The 15989-nt window shown below is 60.7% G+C and carries 11 protein-coding genes and 1 tRNA gene; 3 read left to right on the plus strand and 9 right to left on the minus strand.

Going from position 1 to position 15989, the window contains the following annotated elements; genetic code table 11:
• Window positions 1-313 precede the first annotated feature (313 nt).
• The 3 genes from adhP to guaB all read right to left on the minus strand — a co-directional run bounded on the left by adhP (window position 314) and on the right by guaB (window position 4027).
• On the minus strand, window positions 314-1339 hold the full coding sequence (gene adhP / locus T424_RS0108140; RefSeq protein ID WP_027487293.1) for an alcohol dehydrogenase AdhP: 1026 nt from the start codon (window positions 1337-1339) through the stop codon (window positions 314-316).
• 153 nt (window positions 1340-1492) lie between these two features.
• Entirely contained in the window at window positions 1493-2383 is an 891-nt protein-coding gene (locus tag T424_RS0108145) for a dienelactone hydrolase family protein (RefSeq protein ID WP_027487294.1), read from the minus strand.
• A 153-nt stretch (window positions 2384-2536) separates the two neighbouring features.
• Complete coding sequence (gene guaB / locus T424_RS0108150; protein ID WP_027487295.1) at window positions 2537-4027, minus strand: IMP dehydrogenase; 1491 nt, start codon at window positions 4025-4027, stop codon at window positions 2537-2539.
• 310 nt (window positions 4028-4337) lie between these two features.
• Between guaB and T424_RS0108155 the strand changes: the two genes are divergently transcribed.
• A complete protein-coding gene (locus T424_RS0108155) occupies window positions 4338-4652 on the plus strand; it encodes a DUF1476 domain-containing protein (RefSeq protein WP_027487296.1) in 315 nt (104 codons plus the stop codon).
• 285 nt (window positions 4653-4937) lie between these two features.
• Here the strand turns inward: T424_RS0108155 and T424_RS0108160 are convergent, their stop codons facing one another.
• On the minus strand, window positions 4938-5924 hold the full coding sequence (locus tag T424_RS0108160; protein WP_154664841.1) for an MBL fold metallo-hydrolase: 987 nt from the start codon (window positions 5922-5924) through the stop codon (window positions 4938-4940).
• Between the two features lie 326 nt (window positions 5925-6250).
• Here T424_RS0108160 and T424_RS0108165 point away from each other — a divergent pair, with 326 nt between their 5' ends.
• Window positions 6251-7645, plus strand: coding sequence for a DHA2 family efflux MFS transporter permease subunit (locus T424_RS0108165; protein WP_027487298.1), 1395 nt, complete (start codon window positions 6251-6253; stop codon window positions 7643-7645).
• A gap of 22 nt (window positions 7646-7667) precedes the next feature.
• Here T424_RS0108165 and T424_RS0108170 read toward each other — a convergent pair whose 3' ends face one another.
• Window positions 7668-8402 carry an RlmE family RNA methyltransferase gene (locus T424_RS0108170; RefSeq protein WP_027487299.1) on the minus strand — a complete coding sequence of 245 codons (735 nt, stop codon included), beginning with the start codon at window positions 8400-8402 and terminating at the stop codon, window positions 7668-7670.
• A gap of 3 nt (window positions 8403-8405) precedes the next feature.
• The gene (locus tag T424_RS20485) at window positions 8406-10100 is read right to left on the minus strand and encodes a Ppx/GppA phosphatase family protein (RefSeq protein ID WP_051558856.1); all 1695 of its coding nucleotides are present in this window, start codon (window positions 10098-10100) and stop codon (window positions 8406-8408) included.
• A 232-nt stretch (window positions 10101-10332) separates the two neighbouring features.
• Between T424_RS20485 and T424_RS0108180 the strand changes: the two genes are divergently transcribed.
• A tRNA-Gln gene (locus tag T424_RS0108180) sits at window positions 10333-10406 on the plus strand.
• A gap of 116 nt (window positions 10407-10522) precedes the next feature.
• Here T424_RS0108180 and T424_RS0108185 read toward each other — a convergent pair.
• From T424_RS0108185 to nirB, 3 genes are read right to left on the minus strand one after another with little or no spacing between them, the layout of a single operon-like run.
• Window positions 10523-13180, minus strand: coding sequence for a nitrate reductase (locus T424_RS0108185; RefSeq protein WP_027487300.1), 2658 nt, complete (start codon window positions 13178-13180; stop codon window positions 10523-10525).
• Window positions 13181-13199: 19 nt separating this feature from the next.
• Complete coding sequence (gene nirD, locus T424_RS0108190; RefSeq protein WP_027487301.1) at window positions 13200-13535, minus strand: nitrite reductase small subunit NirD; 336 nt, start codon at window positions 13533-13535, stop codon at window positions 13200-13202.
• 4 nt (window positions 13536-13539) lie between these two features.
• Entirely contained in the window at window positions 13540-15987 is a 2448-nt protein-coding gene (gene nirB, locus T424_RS0108195; RefSeq protein ID WP_027487302.1) for a nitrite reductase large subunit NirB, read from the minus strand.
• Window positions 15988-15989: the final 2 nt, after the last annotated feature.

A 15989-nucleotide genomic window follows, 5' to 3' on the forward strand; every position in this document is an offset into this window, starting at 1 on the left:
GGGAAAAGACGGACAGGTTAAACCTATGATATGATGTCTTATTTTTCGCCTTTAGCCCTTTCATTGCGCAAGAGCGGTTCATTGTTTCACGCAGACATTGAACCGCTCTCGCTATTCGTTTTTACGCATTTTCAGACGGAAAACCGGCTTCCACTTTTCCTGAAATTGCTCCAGAGAAAAAGCCCGGCGACCAGGCCGCCAGGCTCTTCCCTCCCTCGAATTGCTCCCGACGAAGCGCAATATGGAGTGTTGCGCAGTGCGAGATGGAAAGCCGGTCCGGCCTTGCATTGGCCTTCTGCAAACCCGTTGCGCGTCAGTTCAGATCAAGAACGATGCGGCCATCGATCTTGCCCTCTTCCATCCGCTTGAAAATCGCGTTGATATTGTCCAGCCTGTCCCAGGAGAAATGCGCTGCAACCTTTCCTTCGCCGGCAAAGACCAGCGATTCCTCAAGATCCTGGCGCGTGCCGACGATCGAGCCGCGCACGGTAATCCGCTTCAGCACGGTATCGAAAACCGGCAGAGAAATGAAACCGGGCGGCAGGCCAACCAGCGCCATGGTGCCCTTGGACCGCAGGAAGCCATAGGCCTGTTCCATGGCCTTGGGCGAAACTGCCGTTACCAGCGCCCCATGCACGCCGCCGGTTGCCTTTTGCACCTGCTCGATGGCATCGGCGGCGCGGCCATTGACGGTCACATCGGCGCCGAGCTTTCTTGCAAGGTCCAGCTTGTCATCGAAAATGTCTGCGGCCACCACATGCATCCCCATGGCTTTGGCATATTGCACGGCCATATGGCCAAGCCCGCCCACGCCTGAGATCACCACCCATTCACCGGGGCGCACTTCGGTTTCCTTCAGGCCCTTGTAAACGGTGACGCCTGCACAAAGAACCGGCGCCGCCGGGCCAAATTCGAGATTATCCGGCAGCTTGCCCAGAAAATCGGGATCGGCAAGGCCATATTGCGCGAAGGTGCCATTCACCGAATAGCCGGTATTCTGCTGCGCGCCGCACAAGGTTTCCCAGCCGGTGCGGCAGGGCGTGCAGCAGCCGCAGGCCGTGTGCAGCCACGGCACGCCGACGCGGTCGCCTTCCTTGACATGGCGAACGCCCGCCCCCAGCGCCGCCACATAGCCCACACCCTCATGACCGGGAATGAAGGGCGGATTGGGCTTGACCGGCCAATCACCATTGGCGGCATGAAGATCGGTGTGGCACACGCCCGTTGCTTCATATTTGACCAGCACCTGGCCCGGCCCCGGCTGCGGCACCGGCATTTCCTCGATCACCAGCGGCTTGCCGAATTCCCGTACCACGGCGGCTTTCATCATCTGGGCCATAATGTCCTCCATCGAGTTCCGCACTTGACTATCAACTCTTGAATATCAAGGTGACGGGCCGGAACACCGTCCGGCGATGGCAGGAGACTACTCCAATCCGCCCCCGGCTGATTGATTGACGTCAAAGCAGCCGGGAATTTTGTTTTCCCCGCCTCAGGCGAGATTGTTTTTCAGAAAGGCGACCGTCCGGCTCCACGCAAGATCGGCGGCGGCCTTGTTGTAGCGTGCTGCCGAGGTATCGTTGTTGAAGGCATGGTTGACGCCGTCATAGACGAAAATCTCGAAACGCTTGCCATTGGCCTGCAAGGCGTTGCGATAGGCGTCGATCCCGGCATTGATGCGCTCGTCCAGCCCGGCATAATGCAGCATCAGCGGCGCCTTGATGGCCGCCACCTGATCGGCCGGGGGCTGGGCGCCGTAATAGGCCACGCCCGCCTTCAGCTCCGGCGAGGCCACGGCCAGCCGGTTGACGAGGCCGCCGCCCCAGCAGAAGCCCACGGCCCCCACCTTGCCGTTCCCCCCCTTTCGCGCCGCCAGAAAGGCGCGGCTTCTTTCGCCATTCTTCACCGTCCCGGCCATGTCCAGCTTCGAAAACATCTCGCGGGCCTGATCCTCGTTCTCCGGCGTGCCGCCCTGCGGCGAAAGAAAATCAGGCGCAAGCGCCATGAAACCCTCCAGCGCCAAACGGCGCGTCACATCCTGGATATGCGGATTGAGCCCGCGGTTTTCGTGAATGACCAGCACGCCCGGCAGCGGCCCGGCAGGCTTTGCGGGCGCGGCGAGATAGCCCTGCATCTCTCCGCCTTCCCCCGGCCAGCGCAGGGTTTCAATGACAAGCCGCTCATCGTTTTCCGGCGTTATCGCTGCCTCGGCCTTGCTGGCCGCCAGCATGGGGGCAATGGCCGCCGCCGCGGCCCCCGATCCGGCCAATCTGGTCAGCTTTTCCATAAAGCCCCGGCGGTCGAGGGTCAGATGCGTATATTCGTCATAGGCGTCGATCATCGCCTGGGTAACGGCAGGCTTGTCGGTAACGGATCTGTCCATGGCGCTTGCTCCTCAGCTTGGGAAACAAACAATAAAAGACCCGCAGCGAGGGACAAGTCGCTGCGGGCCGAAGATGGACAAGTCTGCGTTACCGCCTGTCGCAGGGCTTGGAGATACGACGCCTGGGAAGCGCCCTCTTCATGTCCCATGCAATTACGCAGCGCCCGGATAATTCGGGCTCTCGCGGGTGATCGTCACGCCATGCGGATGGCTTTCGCGCAGACCAGCGCCGGAAATGCGCACGAAGGTGGCTTTTTCCTGGAAATCCCTGATGTCCTTGCCGCCAACATAGCCCATGGCCGCCTTGAGGCCACCGGCAAGCTGGTGCAGCACCGCCGAAACCGGCCCCTTGTAAGGCACCTGACCTTCAATACCTTCCGGCACCAGCTTCAACGTGTCGCGCACCTCTGCCTGGAAATAGCGATCGGCAGAGCCGCGCGCCATGGCGCCCACCGAGCCCATGCCGCGATAGGCCTTGAAGGAGCGGCCCTGATAAAGATAGACCTCGCCCGGGCTTTCATCCGTGCCGGCCAGCAGCGAGCCGACCATGACGGCGGAGGCGCCGGCAGCGATGGCCTTGGCCATGTCGCCGGAGAATTTGATGCCGCCATCGGCAATGACCGGAATGTCGCTCTTGGCGGCTTCTTCGGCAGCGGCCATCACGGCGGCAAGCTGCGGCACACCCACGCCCGCCACGACACGGGTGGTGCAGATGGAGCCCGGACCGATACCGACCTTGATGCAGTCGGCGCCAGCCTCGATCAGCGCCCGCGTTCCTTCCGCGGTGGCGACATTGCCGGCAATGATGCGCACGGCATTCGACATTTTCTTCACCGCCGCGACGGCATCCAGAACCTTCTGCGAATGGCCATGGGCCGTATCCACGACGATGACGTCAACGCCCGCATCCAGAAGGCGCTCGGCCCGCTCGCGGCCATCATCGCCGGTGGAAATGGCGGCAGCCACGCGCAGGCGGCCCTGCACATCCTTGGCCGCATTCGGATTGAGTTGCGATTTCTCGATGTCCTTGACCGTGATGAGGCCGATGCAGCGGCCTTCATTGTCCACCACCAGCAGTTTTTCGATGCGGTGGGCGTGCAGCAGACGCTTTGCCTCGCCCTGCTCGACGTTCTCCTTGACCGTCACGAGATTTTCCCGCGTCATCAACTCGTAGATCTTCTGCGACGGATCGGATGCGAAGCGCACGTCGCGGTTGGTCAAAATACCGACCAGCCGGCCTGGACGCCCGCCGTTTTCGACAACCGGAATGCCGGAAATGCCATGCGCTTTCATCAAGGACAGTGCTTCGGCCAGCGTGGCATCCGGCCCGATCGTTACCGGATTGACCACCATGCCGCTTTCGAACTTCTTGACCTGACGCACTTCCTCGGCCTGCTCGATGGGGGTGAGGTTGCGATGGATCACGCCAATGCCGCCAGCCTGCGCCATGGCAATGGCAAGGCGGCTCTCCGTTACCGTATCCATGGCCGAAGACAGGATGGGCAGGGAGAGATCGATGTCGCGGGCGATGCGGGTTGCGATATTGGTCTGTCCGGGCAGGATTTCAGAATGTCCCGGCTGGAGAAGAACATCGTCAAAGGTGAGCGCTTCTGCGCCGGTTGCCGACATTACGATGCGTGCCATGCCAATTTCCTTCGTTTGAATAGGCAGAGTCCCACCGGAAAACGGGAGTTTTCTCCGGGTCGCTTCTGCAAGAAATGCTTGGAAGTTGGCGAGGGCTGGTAACACGTTCATGACAGGAAGGAAATAGCAAATCCGCCTTTGCTGCTGTGGAGATTGTCAAGCTCACCACAGCTTCCGTCGTTCGATCTGTTTTTTCGCCTTTGGATAAAATTTGAAATAGATGGAAAACCGTTCTTTTAGTCGAGCCTTATAAAGAGGAGGTGCATCAATTAGCCGCAAATGAAGCGGCACTCAAAAACGGGGATCGTCCATGAAATCGATAGCGCAGCGTGCCCGCACCCTGGAAGCGAAATTCGCCCACGACCAGGAAGTTCATTTCAAGGTGGAGGCACAGCGAAACAAGCTGATGGGATTGTGGGCGGCCAGCCTGATGAACCGGCAGGATGCCGACACCTATGCCGATGACTTGTGTCTTTACGGCGTGGAACAGCCTGAAGGCGTGTTGAATCGCCTGAAGCAGGACCTTGAGGGCGCGGGCGTCCGCATCGGCGAAGATGTGATCCATTCCCAGATGGTGACGCTGCTTCGCCAGGCGCACGAGGTGCTTCATACCAACGGTCATTGAAAATGGCCTTGGTATTCCCTTTTCGAATATCTCAAGCCCTTGACGCATTTGAGATATTCGAAATCCCTTCAAGGTGAGGATGCGTTAGCATCTTCGAGCCTTGGAATTACGCCAGCCGCTGAGGCAAAGGGCCCGGAATATCTGAAGTGTTGCAGCGCCGTGCGTTGGATAAGACGCACGGCGCTGCAACACTTTAAATCTGCTGCATAATTTTCACCTTAAATCGATTCCGATTTAAGGAATTATGCAGTAGTATGACCGACCCGTTTTATCGTTGCAGGCGTCTCAGATGTCGAACTGATAGGACTTCGGCACGAAACGATAGCCTTCATCCAGCTTTTCGACATAGCCCACCGACGGGAAGGGCATGTGATAGCCAATGAAAGGCAGCTTTTCCGCTGCGATCATGTCAAAAACCTTCTTGCGCGTGGCCGTGGCCATGGATTTATCCATGTCGAAGCGGACTTCCCATTCCGGCCGCTGCAAGGACAACACATAGTGGTTGGAGGTATCGGCGGTCAGGATCATCGCCTTGCTGTCCGATTCCACCCGGAAAATCATGTGTCCCGGCGTGTGGCCGAAGGCCGGAATGGCCTTGATGCCATCGGTCACGGCACCGCCCTCGTCTTCGATGAAAGTGAATTTATCCTCAAGCGGCTTCACATTGGCCAGAACCGCCTTGTGTCCGTTCTCTGCCGGAGTTCCCATCCGTTTGGCGTCTGTCCAGAACGCATATTCCTTGCGTCCGGTCATGTAGCGGGCCTTCGGGAAAGCGGGCTTTCCCTGTTCCATCAGGCCGCCGATATGGTCGCCATGCAGATGGGTCAGCACCACCAGGGTCACGTCCTCAGGCGCATAACCCGCCAGCTTCAGCCCGGCCAGCAATTTGCCGCTGCCTTTGGCCCGGCCCTGCTCGCCAAATCCCGTGTCGAAAATCACCACGTCCTTGCCGGTGTCGATCAGGACCGGATGATAGCCATTGGCGAATTTCTCTGTGGGCAGAAAATTCTTTTGCAGCAGGGCTGCGACATCCTCGGGCTTCTGGTTGGTGCCGAAGGTCTGGGAGGGGTTGTCCGAAACGCCGATGCCGTCCTGAATGACAACGACCTGGAACGATCCGAATTTGAACCCGTGAATCTGGGGCGGCATATCATGCTCCGTTTGAGGGCGGGTGGCGGCCTGCGCAAAGGCCGTTTGCGCCATCCAGTAGGGCGCGGTCAATGCCCCGACGGCAGCACCTGCAAAAAGTCCTCGTCTTTTCAGAGAAAACATAGAAATCTCCATAGGTTGAAATCATCCGTTCCCGCTTGCAGATCCCCAACGGCCTGCCGCGCCCGCAATTGCTTTGTGGCAGATAGGTGCCTGCCCGTAGATATCAATGCGTGTAACGTCTGCGTGAACATTGCCACATTGATTGTTATTGGCATGGTGCTAGGTTTCGCTTGTGATTACAGCATAAATCGTCCCGAGTGAAACGGGGATATGCACGTTAAGGTGAAAAATTAAAACCCTGGAGAGCAAACCTCATTCCATCAGATCGGAAGGCGCTTCAGCCCCGACGCATTTTTCTCTCGCAAAAATTTTCACGAGATGTCCGCATGAACCGCATCGTACCGCTCATCCTTGCCGTTGCCCTGTTCATGGAAAACATGGATTCCACCGTGATTGCCACCGCCCTGCCGGCCATTGCCGACGATCTGGGCGTCGGGCCGATCACGCTGAAGCTGGCGCTCACCTCCTACATGGTGTCGCTGGCGATCTTCATTCCTGTCAGCGGCTGGATGGCAGATAAATTCGGCGCCAAGCGCATTTTCCGCTCGGCCATCGTGGTTTTCACCATCGGTTCCATTCTCTGCGCCATTTCGGGCTCGCTCTGGGCCTTTGTCGGGGCGCGCTTTCTGCAAGGCATTGGCGGGGCAATGATGACGCCGGTGGGCCGGTTGGTGCTGTTGCGCACCACGCGACGCGAAGAACTGGTTTCGGCCATGGCGCTGCTGACCATTCCCGGCCTTGTCGGCCCGCTGGCAGGCCCACCCGTCGGCGGCTTCATCACCACCTATTTCACCTGGCACTGGATCTTTCTCATCAATGTGCCGATCAGCCTCATCGGTCTGATCTTGTCCTCGATCTACCTGCCAGAGATCGAAAAGCTCGATACGCCGCCCCTTGATGTCACGGGCCTCGTGCTGACGGGTGTCTCGGCCTCCGGCGTCGTCTTCGGGCTTTCCGTCATCAGCCTGCCGGTGCTGCCGCCTGCCGTGGGCATTGGCGCCACGCTTATCGGCATCGTCTGCGGCGTGGCCTATGTTTTCCACGCGCGGCGTCATCCCGCGCCGCTCCTCGATCTTCGGCTGTTTCGCAAGCCTGCCTTCCGCGCCGCCCAGACCGGCGGCACGCTGTTTCGCATTTCCACCGGCGCCATTCCGTTTCTGATGCCGCTGATGCTGCAACTGGGGTTTGGAATGACCCCGTTCGAATCCGGCATGACAACCTTTGTCGGCGCAATCGGCGCCATTACAACGAAGTTTGCCGCAAGGCGGATGTTTGCCGCTGCCGGCTTCCGCACCGTGCTGATCACGGCCGGTCTTGCAGGCGCCGCCACCACCTACATGAACGCCTTTTTCACCCCGCAAACGCCCCATGCCGTCATCATGGGCTTCCTGCTGATGGCCGGATTTTTCAGGTCTTTCTTCTTTACCGGAACCAATGCGCTTGGCTATTCCAACATCGACAATCAGGAAGCAAGTCAGGCCACCTCCATTGCCTCGGTGCTGCAACAGGTCAGCCTTGCGCTGGGCGTGGCCTGCGCAGCCTTCGTGCTGGAAGTCAGCACGGCATTGACCGGGGGCACGCTTGGCCTGCCACAATTTCACCTGGGATTTGCCGTGGTGGCAACGCTGTCACTGGCTTCGGTGGTGCCATACATCCTGTTGCCAAGGGATGTGGGCGCGGATGTTTCGGGCCATCGCCGCAAGCCGCACCCCGCACCGTGAGGCCTTGGGGGCCCTTCTCAACTCACGGGTCGTCCTGATCGTCCGCCACGGTTTCAAGCCTGGTCCGGCGACCCTTGAAGCCCTTGGCCAGCAAGAACATCTCCACCGATTCCGCCCGCGACGATGCTGGCTTTACGTGAATGACCTGCCGGAAATTCTGCTTCAGCATATTCAGCAGATCCCGCTCCGTGCCACCCTGGAAGGTCTTGGCCAGGAAATGACCACCCTCCGCCAGAACTTCCACGGCAAAATGCGCGGCCACTTCACAGAGATGCATGGTGCGCAAATGGTCTGTCTTCTGATGGCCCGTGGTGGGCGCGGCCATGTCGGAAATCACCAGATCAGGCGTGCCGCCCACCGCCTCCATCAACATATCCGGTGCGGCGGGATCCAGAAAGTCCAGTTGCAGGATCTTCACGCCGGGAAGCGGCGCCATTTCCAGAAAGTCGATTGCTGCGACGCGAATATCCTCGTCGGAGGAATCCGTGACCTTGGCCGCAATCTGCGACCAGCTTCCGGGAGCGGCCCCCAGATCGATGATGCGCCGCGCGCCTTTGAGGATCTGGTGCTTTTCATCGATTTCCAGAAGCTTGAAGGCCGCACGGGCGCGATAACCCTCAAGCTTGGCCCGCTGCACGTAAGGATCGTTGATATGGCGCTCGATCCAGCGCCGGGACGATGCTTTCAGCTTGCCCTTCTTGACCTTCTGGCCAAGCTTTCGTCCCGTTCTGTTGCTGCCGACAGGTGGTTTGGTCATGTATCAGCTCCGCCGGGGGTCATGGTCCTTGCCACCCCGATCCTTGTGGTCCCTGTGGTCCTTTTGCATCTGGCGGCGCTGCCGGTTTCTTCGCCACACGCCATCATCTGCCATCATATCCGTCAGCAGGCCTTCCCGCAGCCCGCGATCGGCAACGCGCATCCGGCTGGAGGGCCAGCGGCGGCGAATGGCTTCGAGAATGGCGCAGCCCGCCAGCACCAGATCGGCCCGATCCGGACCGATACACGGATTGGCGGCACGGCTTTGATAATCCCAGGACAAAAGCTTCGCCTGCATGGCAGACACTTCCGCGTCCGTAAGCCACAGGCCATCGACCCGGCGGCGGTCATAACGCGGCAGATCGAGATGCACGCCCGCCAGCGTCGTTACCGTGCCGGAGGTGCCGATCAGGTGGAAATCATCTTCCCCGGCGGCAGAAGCAATGGGCGGGCAATCGAAGGCCGAAAGCATCGCCGCAACCTCCGCCGTCATCGCTTCGAACACATCGGGCGTGACATCGCGCCCGCCGTGACGTTCGGAAAGCGTCACCACACCAACCGGCAGCGATGTCCAGTGGGTAATGTGATTGGCAAGCCGGGCCGAGCGATTGTCGTCGATGCGGATCACCGCGATCTCGGACGACCCGCCGCCAATATCGAAGAGAACGATGGAGCGCGTCTCGCGCCCGACAAGCGAAGCACACCCCGAAACGGCAAGCCGGGCCTCGGTTTCACGGTTGATGATTTCAAGCTCCAGCCCCGTTTCCTGACGCACGCGGGCCAGAAAAGCCTCACCGTTTTCCGCCGCCCGGCAGGCTTCCGTTGCAATCAGCCGCTTGCGGCGAATATTGAGCCCGGAAAGCTTGGAGGCACAAACCTTCAGCGCCTCGACAGCGCGATCCATCGCATCCTGCGAGAGCCTGCCGCTGGCGCCGAGCCCTTCACCCAGCCGAACGATGCGTGAAAAGGCATCGACCACCCTGAATTGCCCCGGCCGGGTTGGCTGGGCAATCAGCAAACGGCAATTGTTTGTACCGAGGTCGAGAGCGGCATAATAATCATCGCCCTGCTCGCCAGAAAATCGCTGAGCCCGGTGCGAGACCTCGAAGGCATGGCGGCCTTTGTCGCCATGGGCCACATCCTCCGCGCGCGCCTGTCGCCCCTGCCCGCCCCGGACAAGAGACCCGTTCTGGGCTGACGCCTTGGCTTGCCCATGCCGCAGCCCCCCTCCCTTGCCGGCAGCCTGCCGTAAATGAGAAGACGCATGGCCTGGCTCTCTGGCGGCGTCCACCGCACGACCAGGGGCGAGAGGCCGCACCTGCGCCGATTGCTTGCCCTGACCTCTTCGGCGGCGCTTGCCGCCCTTGTGCGGGTTCGCAGCAGGCGCGCCAACCGCACCAGCCCCAGATGTCACGACATCCTGCGCAACAGACTTCACAGCCTGAACATCGCCCGAAGCCTGTCCGCGATTCTTTCTGCGACGCTTGCGTTTACGCTGAGGCGCCTGTTGTTCGTCACTCACGAGACGTCGTTCCACGGGAGGCTGCACCCCCCGCTGCTCGGAAACGGGCGATGCCTGCAAGGGCGACTTGTGCCCCTTGCGCTTTCCCCTGCCGCGCCGTGAGCCCTTCTGCTCCGCACGGCCTTCCTTCGACGCCCCCGAGACTGGCGAATGCTCGCCGCTGCCGGGATCTACCACGTTCGCTTTCCATCGCGCCGCGCAAGGCCATTACGGCATGCAGCAGGCGCCCTTCGATTTTCGTTGGCAAAATTGTAGCAGCACAAAAGGCCATCTCCAAATGCTTTTTAAAAGCAATATTGGCGCCGGCCGCAGCGCAAACGGGAGGCTGTGAAAAAAGATAAAAAACCTGTTTGCATTTTTCAAAACATTGGTTATAAGCCGCCCGTCAGCCCAAAACGGCTACCCCTGCTGGGGAATAGTTCAATGGTAGAACGACGGACTCTGACTCCGTTAATCTTGGTTCGAATCCAGGTTCCCCAGCCAATTCCCCATAAAGCGCTCCAATCGTTGATTTGTCCGCCGTACTGGCGCGTGTTCTGATATTATCGCTGGCCTGATGCCCACATGTCATGGGCGGGCGAGATGTGTGGCGGCGTCCATTATTCGGCGACGAGGGGTTGGATTGCCTGGAGGATCCTTCGGATTTCAGGGCGGCAGGAGCCGCAGTTTGTTCCGGCGTTCAGTCTGGTTCCGATCGTTTCGACCGAGCGGCAGCCGCGATGAGCTGCCGCGTTGATTTCATTGACACCGACGGAAAAGCAGGAGCAGACGATGGCGCCTTTGTCTGGTGCACCGGCTGCGGGCCGGCCGGCGAAGAGCCTGGAGCGGGCCTGAGGCGACGGATGGTTTTGTCGCAGTTGATCCGCCGCCCATTGCCGGGAAACCGAAACGGGATGCGGCGAAACGAAGAGGCCCGCAAGCAGCCTGTCTGCCTGGAAGGCCAGCAGGCGATGTTCACCGGCACGTCCGTCAACATAGGAAGAAATCTGCGTCTGCTCGTCAGGCAGCACGCTGCGCCGGAGCCAGTTTTCCCAACCGTCCATGGGTGGATTACCCGCAAATTCCACCCGATAGCCGCCTTCGGTTCTGGCAATCGCCCAGTATTCGAAGGGAAGATCGTCCGGTCGTTTTGCCGACACAAGAAAGCCATGGGCATGAGCCCCGTGGCGGACAACGCAAACGCCCGACATTTTCAAAGCCGGCTGACCGGAGAGCGGATCGGTGCGGGAAGAGACCAGCGTATCGACACGCGCGCTTGGGGCTGTTTCTCCCGTCCAGTGCATGGGAACGAAAACCGAGCCCCGCATCTGCCTTTCGCTCAGCAGCGCCCGTATGATGATCGACCGGCCGTTAACCGCCTCGAGCCGGACGAGATCGGCATCGCCGATGCCCGCTTTTGCCGCATCGGCGGGGTGGATTTCACAGAAAGGCTCGGCGATATGCGCGGAAAGCCGCGCACTCTTGCCGGTCCGCGTCATCGTGTGCCAGTGATCGCGGATACGGCCGGTATTGAGGATGAACGGATAGGCTTGATCCGCCTCCCCCGGCACAGGCGCGGAAACCGGCACGAAACGCGCCCGCCGATCCGCAGTGGAAAAGCCGCCATCGGCAAAGAACCGCGCCTGCGACGATCCATCCTCACGCAGGGGCCACTGGAATGGCGCAAGGCCATCATAGGCTGGCTCATCGATTCCCGCATGGGCGCCAATATCGAAATCGCGCTCGCCGTGGTTTTCGAAGGCCGAAAGGGCGGCGTGTTCGGCATAGATGTCGGCCGGGCCGCGATAGGCAAATTGCGCCGCAAAGCCCATGCGCTTGCCCGCTTCTGCCAGTTGCCACCAGTCGGGGCGCGCCTCGCCGACAGCGCCAAGAAAAGCCCGCTGCCTGGAAATGCGGCGTTCTGAATTGGTGACTGTCCCGGATTTCTCGCCCCAGCCGCTGGAGGGCAGCAGGACATGGGCAAGACGTGCAGTGTCGGTTTCTTTCTGCATGTCGGAGACCACTACGAACGGACAGGCCATGAGGGCGGCCTTCACCGCATCGGCATCGGGCATAGACACCACGGGATTGGTCGATATGATCCAGATCGCCTTGATCCGGCCATCCGCGACGGCCTGAAACATCTCCACCGCCTTGAGGCCGGAGCGCTCGGCAATGGCAGGCGCGTTCCAGAAGCGCTGGACGCGCGCGCGGTGGAGCGGATTCTCGATTGCCATATGCGCCGCCAGCATGTTGGCCAGCCCGCCAACCTCGCGCCCCCCCATGGCATTTGGCTGGCCCGTCAGGGACAGTGGTCCCATGCCGGGGCGGCCGATGCGGCCTGTCGCCAGATGGCAGTTCAAAATGGCGTTTACCTTGTCGGTTCCGACAGCGGACTGATTGATCCCCTGACTGTAACAGGTGACAACCTTCCGCGTCTCGGCGAAGAGCGTGAAGAACTGGCGGAGCACCATGCCAGAAACCCCGGTCGCCTCGGACAATTCGGCCATGCTGGCTTGCGAGGCCGCCAGCAGCGCCTGCGAGAAGCCGCTTGTGTGTTCGCCGACATAGTTCTCGTCGATCGCGCCGGTTCTGGCCAGATGTGCGAGCAGGCCATTGAAGAGCGCGATGTCGCCATCGGCGCGGACCGGCAGATGGAGGTCGGCAATATCGCTGGTGGCGGTGCGGCGCGGATCGATGACCACGACCTTCATGGCAGGGCGGCTGGCCTTGGCGGCAGCAAGGCGCTGATAGAGGACCGGATGGCACCAGGCCATGTTGGAACCGGCCAGCACCACCAGATCGGCAAGCTCCAGGTCTTCGTAACAGGCAGGAACGGTATCGGCACCGAAGGCGCGGCGGTGCCCGGCAACCGATGACGCCATGCACAGACGGGAATTGGTGTCGATATTGGCCGAGCCGATGAAGCCCTTCATCAGCTTGTTGGCGACATAGTAATCCTCCGTCAGCAATTGGCCAGAGACGTAGAATGCAACGGAATCGGGACCATGTTCGGCGACGGTGCGCTGAAAGGTCGAGGCGACGCGATCGAGCGCCTCATCCCAACCAACCCGGCATCCATCCACTTCAGGATAAAGCGCACGCCCCTCAAGGCCCAGTGTTTCGGCAAGGGCCGAGCCCTTGGAGCAAAGTCTGCCGTAATTGGCGGGGTGATCCGGATCTCCCCGCACGCTAACCTCTCCTGCTTCGCCGACAGCGGCGATCACGCCGCAGCCCACGCCGCAATAGGGGCAGGTCGTTCTGGTTTCACAGGCCATGGGCGTGCCTCCGTCCCGCCTATTCGGCCGCGACCAACATGCTTTCGAGCATGATGGACAGCTGACCCTCGACATTGCGGATCGGAATGGTCTTCACCGCCCCCTCATCCGCCCCGAGCGCCAGGCCGGTTTCGAGCGAGATGACCCAGTTGTGCAGCGGACAAGTGACCGCCTTGCCATGCACGATTCCTTCCGTCAGCGGGCCGCCCTTGTGGGGGCAGTGATCCTCGATGGCGAAGACCTCGTTTTCGGCGGTGCGAAACACGCCGATCTTGCCTTGCGGCGTCCTCACGCAGCGCGCACCACGCAGAGGAATGTCGTCTATCGTGCCGATTGCAAACCAGTTTTCGTTCATCGCCTTACTCCGCCGCCTGATTGTAACCGATAGTCGCCATCGGCTTGAACTCGTGCTTGTCCTTGCCGGAGACGCGCTCCGACCAGGGATCGACCTGCGCAAATCTCTGGGAAAAGACGAAGCGGTCGTAATAGGCGCGGCGCTTGCCGCTATCCTCCATGATCTGGCGGCGGATCTCGTCATGGCCGACCCGTTTTGCCCATTTGTAGATGCGCTCCAGGTAGCGGCCCTGCTCGCGATACATCTGGGTGAGCGCCACGATGTGTTCCAGCGCCTCGTCCTCGCTTTTGACCAGACCCAGAACCTCCGTTCCCTTGATGTCGAGACCGGCGGCACCGGCGAAATGGATCTCGAAGCCGGAATCGACGCAGATCACGCCGATGTCCTTGCAGGTCGCTTCGGCGCAGTTGCGCGGACAGCCCGAAACGGCAAGCTTGAGCTTGGCAGGCGTCCACGAACCCCACATGAATTTCTCGATGCGGATGCCAAGCCCGGTGGAGTCCTGCGTGCCGAAGCGGCACCAGTCCGAGCCGACACAGGTCTTCACCGTGCGCAATCCCTTTGCGTAAGCCTGGCCCGACACAAAACCGGCCTTGCCGAGATCGGCCCAGACAGCCGGCAGATCTTCCTTCTCGATGCCGAGCAGGTCGATACGCTGGCCGCCGGTGACTTTCACCATGGGAATTTCGAATTTGTCAACGACATCGGCAATGGCCCGCAGCTCGGCGGCGCTGGTGACACCGCCCCACATGCGCGGCACTACGGAATAGGTGCCATCCTTCTGGATATTGGCATGGACCCGCTCATTGACGAAGCGCGACTGGTAGTCGTCGGCATATTCGTCCGGCCAGTCGCAGACGAGATAGTAGTTGAGAGCCGGACGGCATTTCGCGCAGCCGCAGGAGGTTTTCCACTCCAGCTCCTGCATCACTGCCGGGATTGTCTTCAGTTCCTTGGCCTTGATCAGACGCCGCACGTCGTCATGGCCGAGTTCGGTGCAGGTACACATGGGCGTGACGGCAGCGGGATTATAGGCATCCCCCAGCGTGAGCGACATCAATTGCTCGACCAGCCCGGTGCAGTTGCCGCAGGAGGCCGACGCCTTGGTATGGGCGCGCACGCCATCCAGCGTTGTCAGGCCCTTGGCCGTGATGGCCGCGGTGATCTTGCCCTTGCAAACGCCGTTGCAGCCGCAGATTTCCGCATCATCCGGCAAGGCTGCAACGGCCGCCATAGGGTCCAGCGGCGCTCCTCCCTGGTAGGACTGGCCGAAAATCAGGGTATCGCGCATCTGCGAGATGTCGGTTCCGCGCTTCATCAGATCGAAGAACCATGAGCCATCGGCGGTTTCGCCGTAGAGGACGGCGCCCAGGATCCTGTTGTCCTTCAGCACCAGCCGCTTGTAGATGCCGGCTGCCGCGTCACGCAGCACGATTTCCTCGCGGTCGGGCGCTTCGGCGAAGTCTCCGGCGGAAAAAAGATTGATGCCCGTGACCTTGAGCTTCGTGTTGACGACGGAGCCATGATATTCGGCATTGCCGCCGGTCAGCCGGTCGGCGAGAACGCGGGCGGCCTCGTAAAGCGGCGCAACCAGCCCATAACAGGTGCCGCGGTGCTCGGCGCATTCCCCGAGCGCAAAGATATTGGGGTCCGAAGTCATCATGCCGTCATCGACCACGATGCCGCGGTTGACGGCAAGACCGGCGTCCCTGGCAAGCTGCGAGGCAGGCCGGATACCCGCAGCCATCACGACCAAGTCGCCCGAAATGATCCGGCCATCCTCAAGCTCGATGCCCTCGACCTTGTGCGTGCCGAGGATCTGCCGCGTATTGGCCCTGGTGATGATCTCGATACCCCGTTCGGTCAATGCCTTTTCGAGAAGATAGGCGGCAGCAGGATCGAGCTGGCGTTCCATGATCGTCGGCATGAGGTGAATGACGGTCACGTCCATGCCCTGACGCTTCAGCCCGTAAGCTGCCTCCAGACCGAGCAGCCCCGCACCGATGACGATCGCCCGTCCCTTGCCTTCGGCTATCGCAAGCATCTTCTCGACATCGTCGAGATCGCGATAGGCCAGAACACCTTCCAGCCCGTGACCGGGAACCGGAATGATAAAGGGCAGCGACCCCGTGGCGATGACGAGCTTGTCGTAGGATGCCGTGATGCCGTTCTGCGAGGTCACGGTTTTCGCATGGCGGTCGATCCCCGTCACCCTGGCGCCCTTGTGCAGGGTCACGCCGTGGGCGGCATACCAATCGTCATTGTGAATGATGATGTCTTCGTAAGCCTTCTCGCCCGACAGCACCGGCGAAAGCATGATGCGATCGTAATTGACGCGCGGTTCGGCGTTGAAGATCGTGACATCGAAAAGGCCCCCTGCCTTCTCGAAAAGCTCTTCCAGCATACGTCCGGGCGCCATGCCATTGCCAATGATGATGAGTTTTTCAGCCATTG

The organism is Allorhizobium undicola ORS 992 = ATCC 700741 (genome assembly GCF_000621665.1).
Taxonomy (GTDB): Bacteria; Pseudomonadota; Alphaproteobacteria; order Rhizobiales; family Rhizobiaceae; genus Allorhizobium; species Allorhizobium undicola.

Coding starts and splice junctions, on each gene's coding strand:
- T424_RS0108165 (WP_027487298.1), top strand. CDS start 6,251: ATGAACCGCATCGTACCGCTCATCCTTGCCGTTGCCCTGTTCATGGAA.
- adhP (WP_027487293.1), bottom strand. CDS start 1,339: ATGGCCCAGATGATGAAAGCCGCCGTGGTACGGGAATTCGGCAAGCCG.
- guaB (WP_027487295.1), bottom strand. CDS start 4,027: ATGGCACGCATCGTAATGTCGGCAACCGGCGCAGAAGCGCTCACCTTT.
- nirD (WP_027487301.1), bottom strand. CDS start 13,535: ATGAACGAAAACTGGTTTGCAATCGGCACGATAGACGACATTCCTCTG.
- T424_RS0108185 (WP_027487300.1), bottom strand. CDS start 13,180: ATGGCCTGTGAAACCAGAACGACCTGCCCCTATTGCGGCGTGGGCTGC.
- T424_RS0108155 (WP_027487296.1), top strand. CDS start 4,338: ATGAAATCGATAGCGCAGCGTGCCCGCACCCTGGAAGCGAAATTCGCC.
- T424_RS0108145 (WP_027487294.1), bottom strand. CDS start 2,383: ATGGACAGATCCGTTACCGACAAGCCTGCCGTTACCCAGGCGATGATC.
- nirB (WP_027487302.1), bottom strand. CDS start 15,987: ATGGCTGAAAAACTCATCATCATTGGCAATGGCATGGCGCCCGGACGT.
- T424_RS0108160 (WP_154664841.1), bottom strand. CDS start 5,924: ATGTTTTCTCTGAAAAGACGAGGACTTTTTGCAGGTGCTGCCGTCGGG.
- T424_RS0108170 (WP_027487299.1), bottom strand. CDS start 8,402: ATGACCAAACCACCTGTCGGCAGCAACAGAACGGGACGAAAGCTTGGC.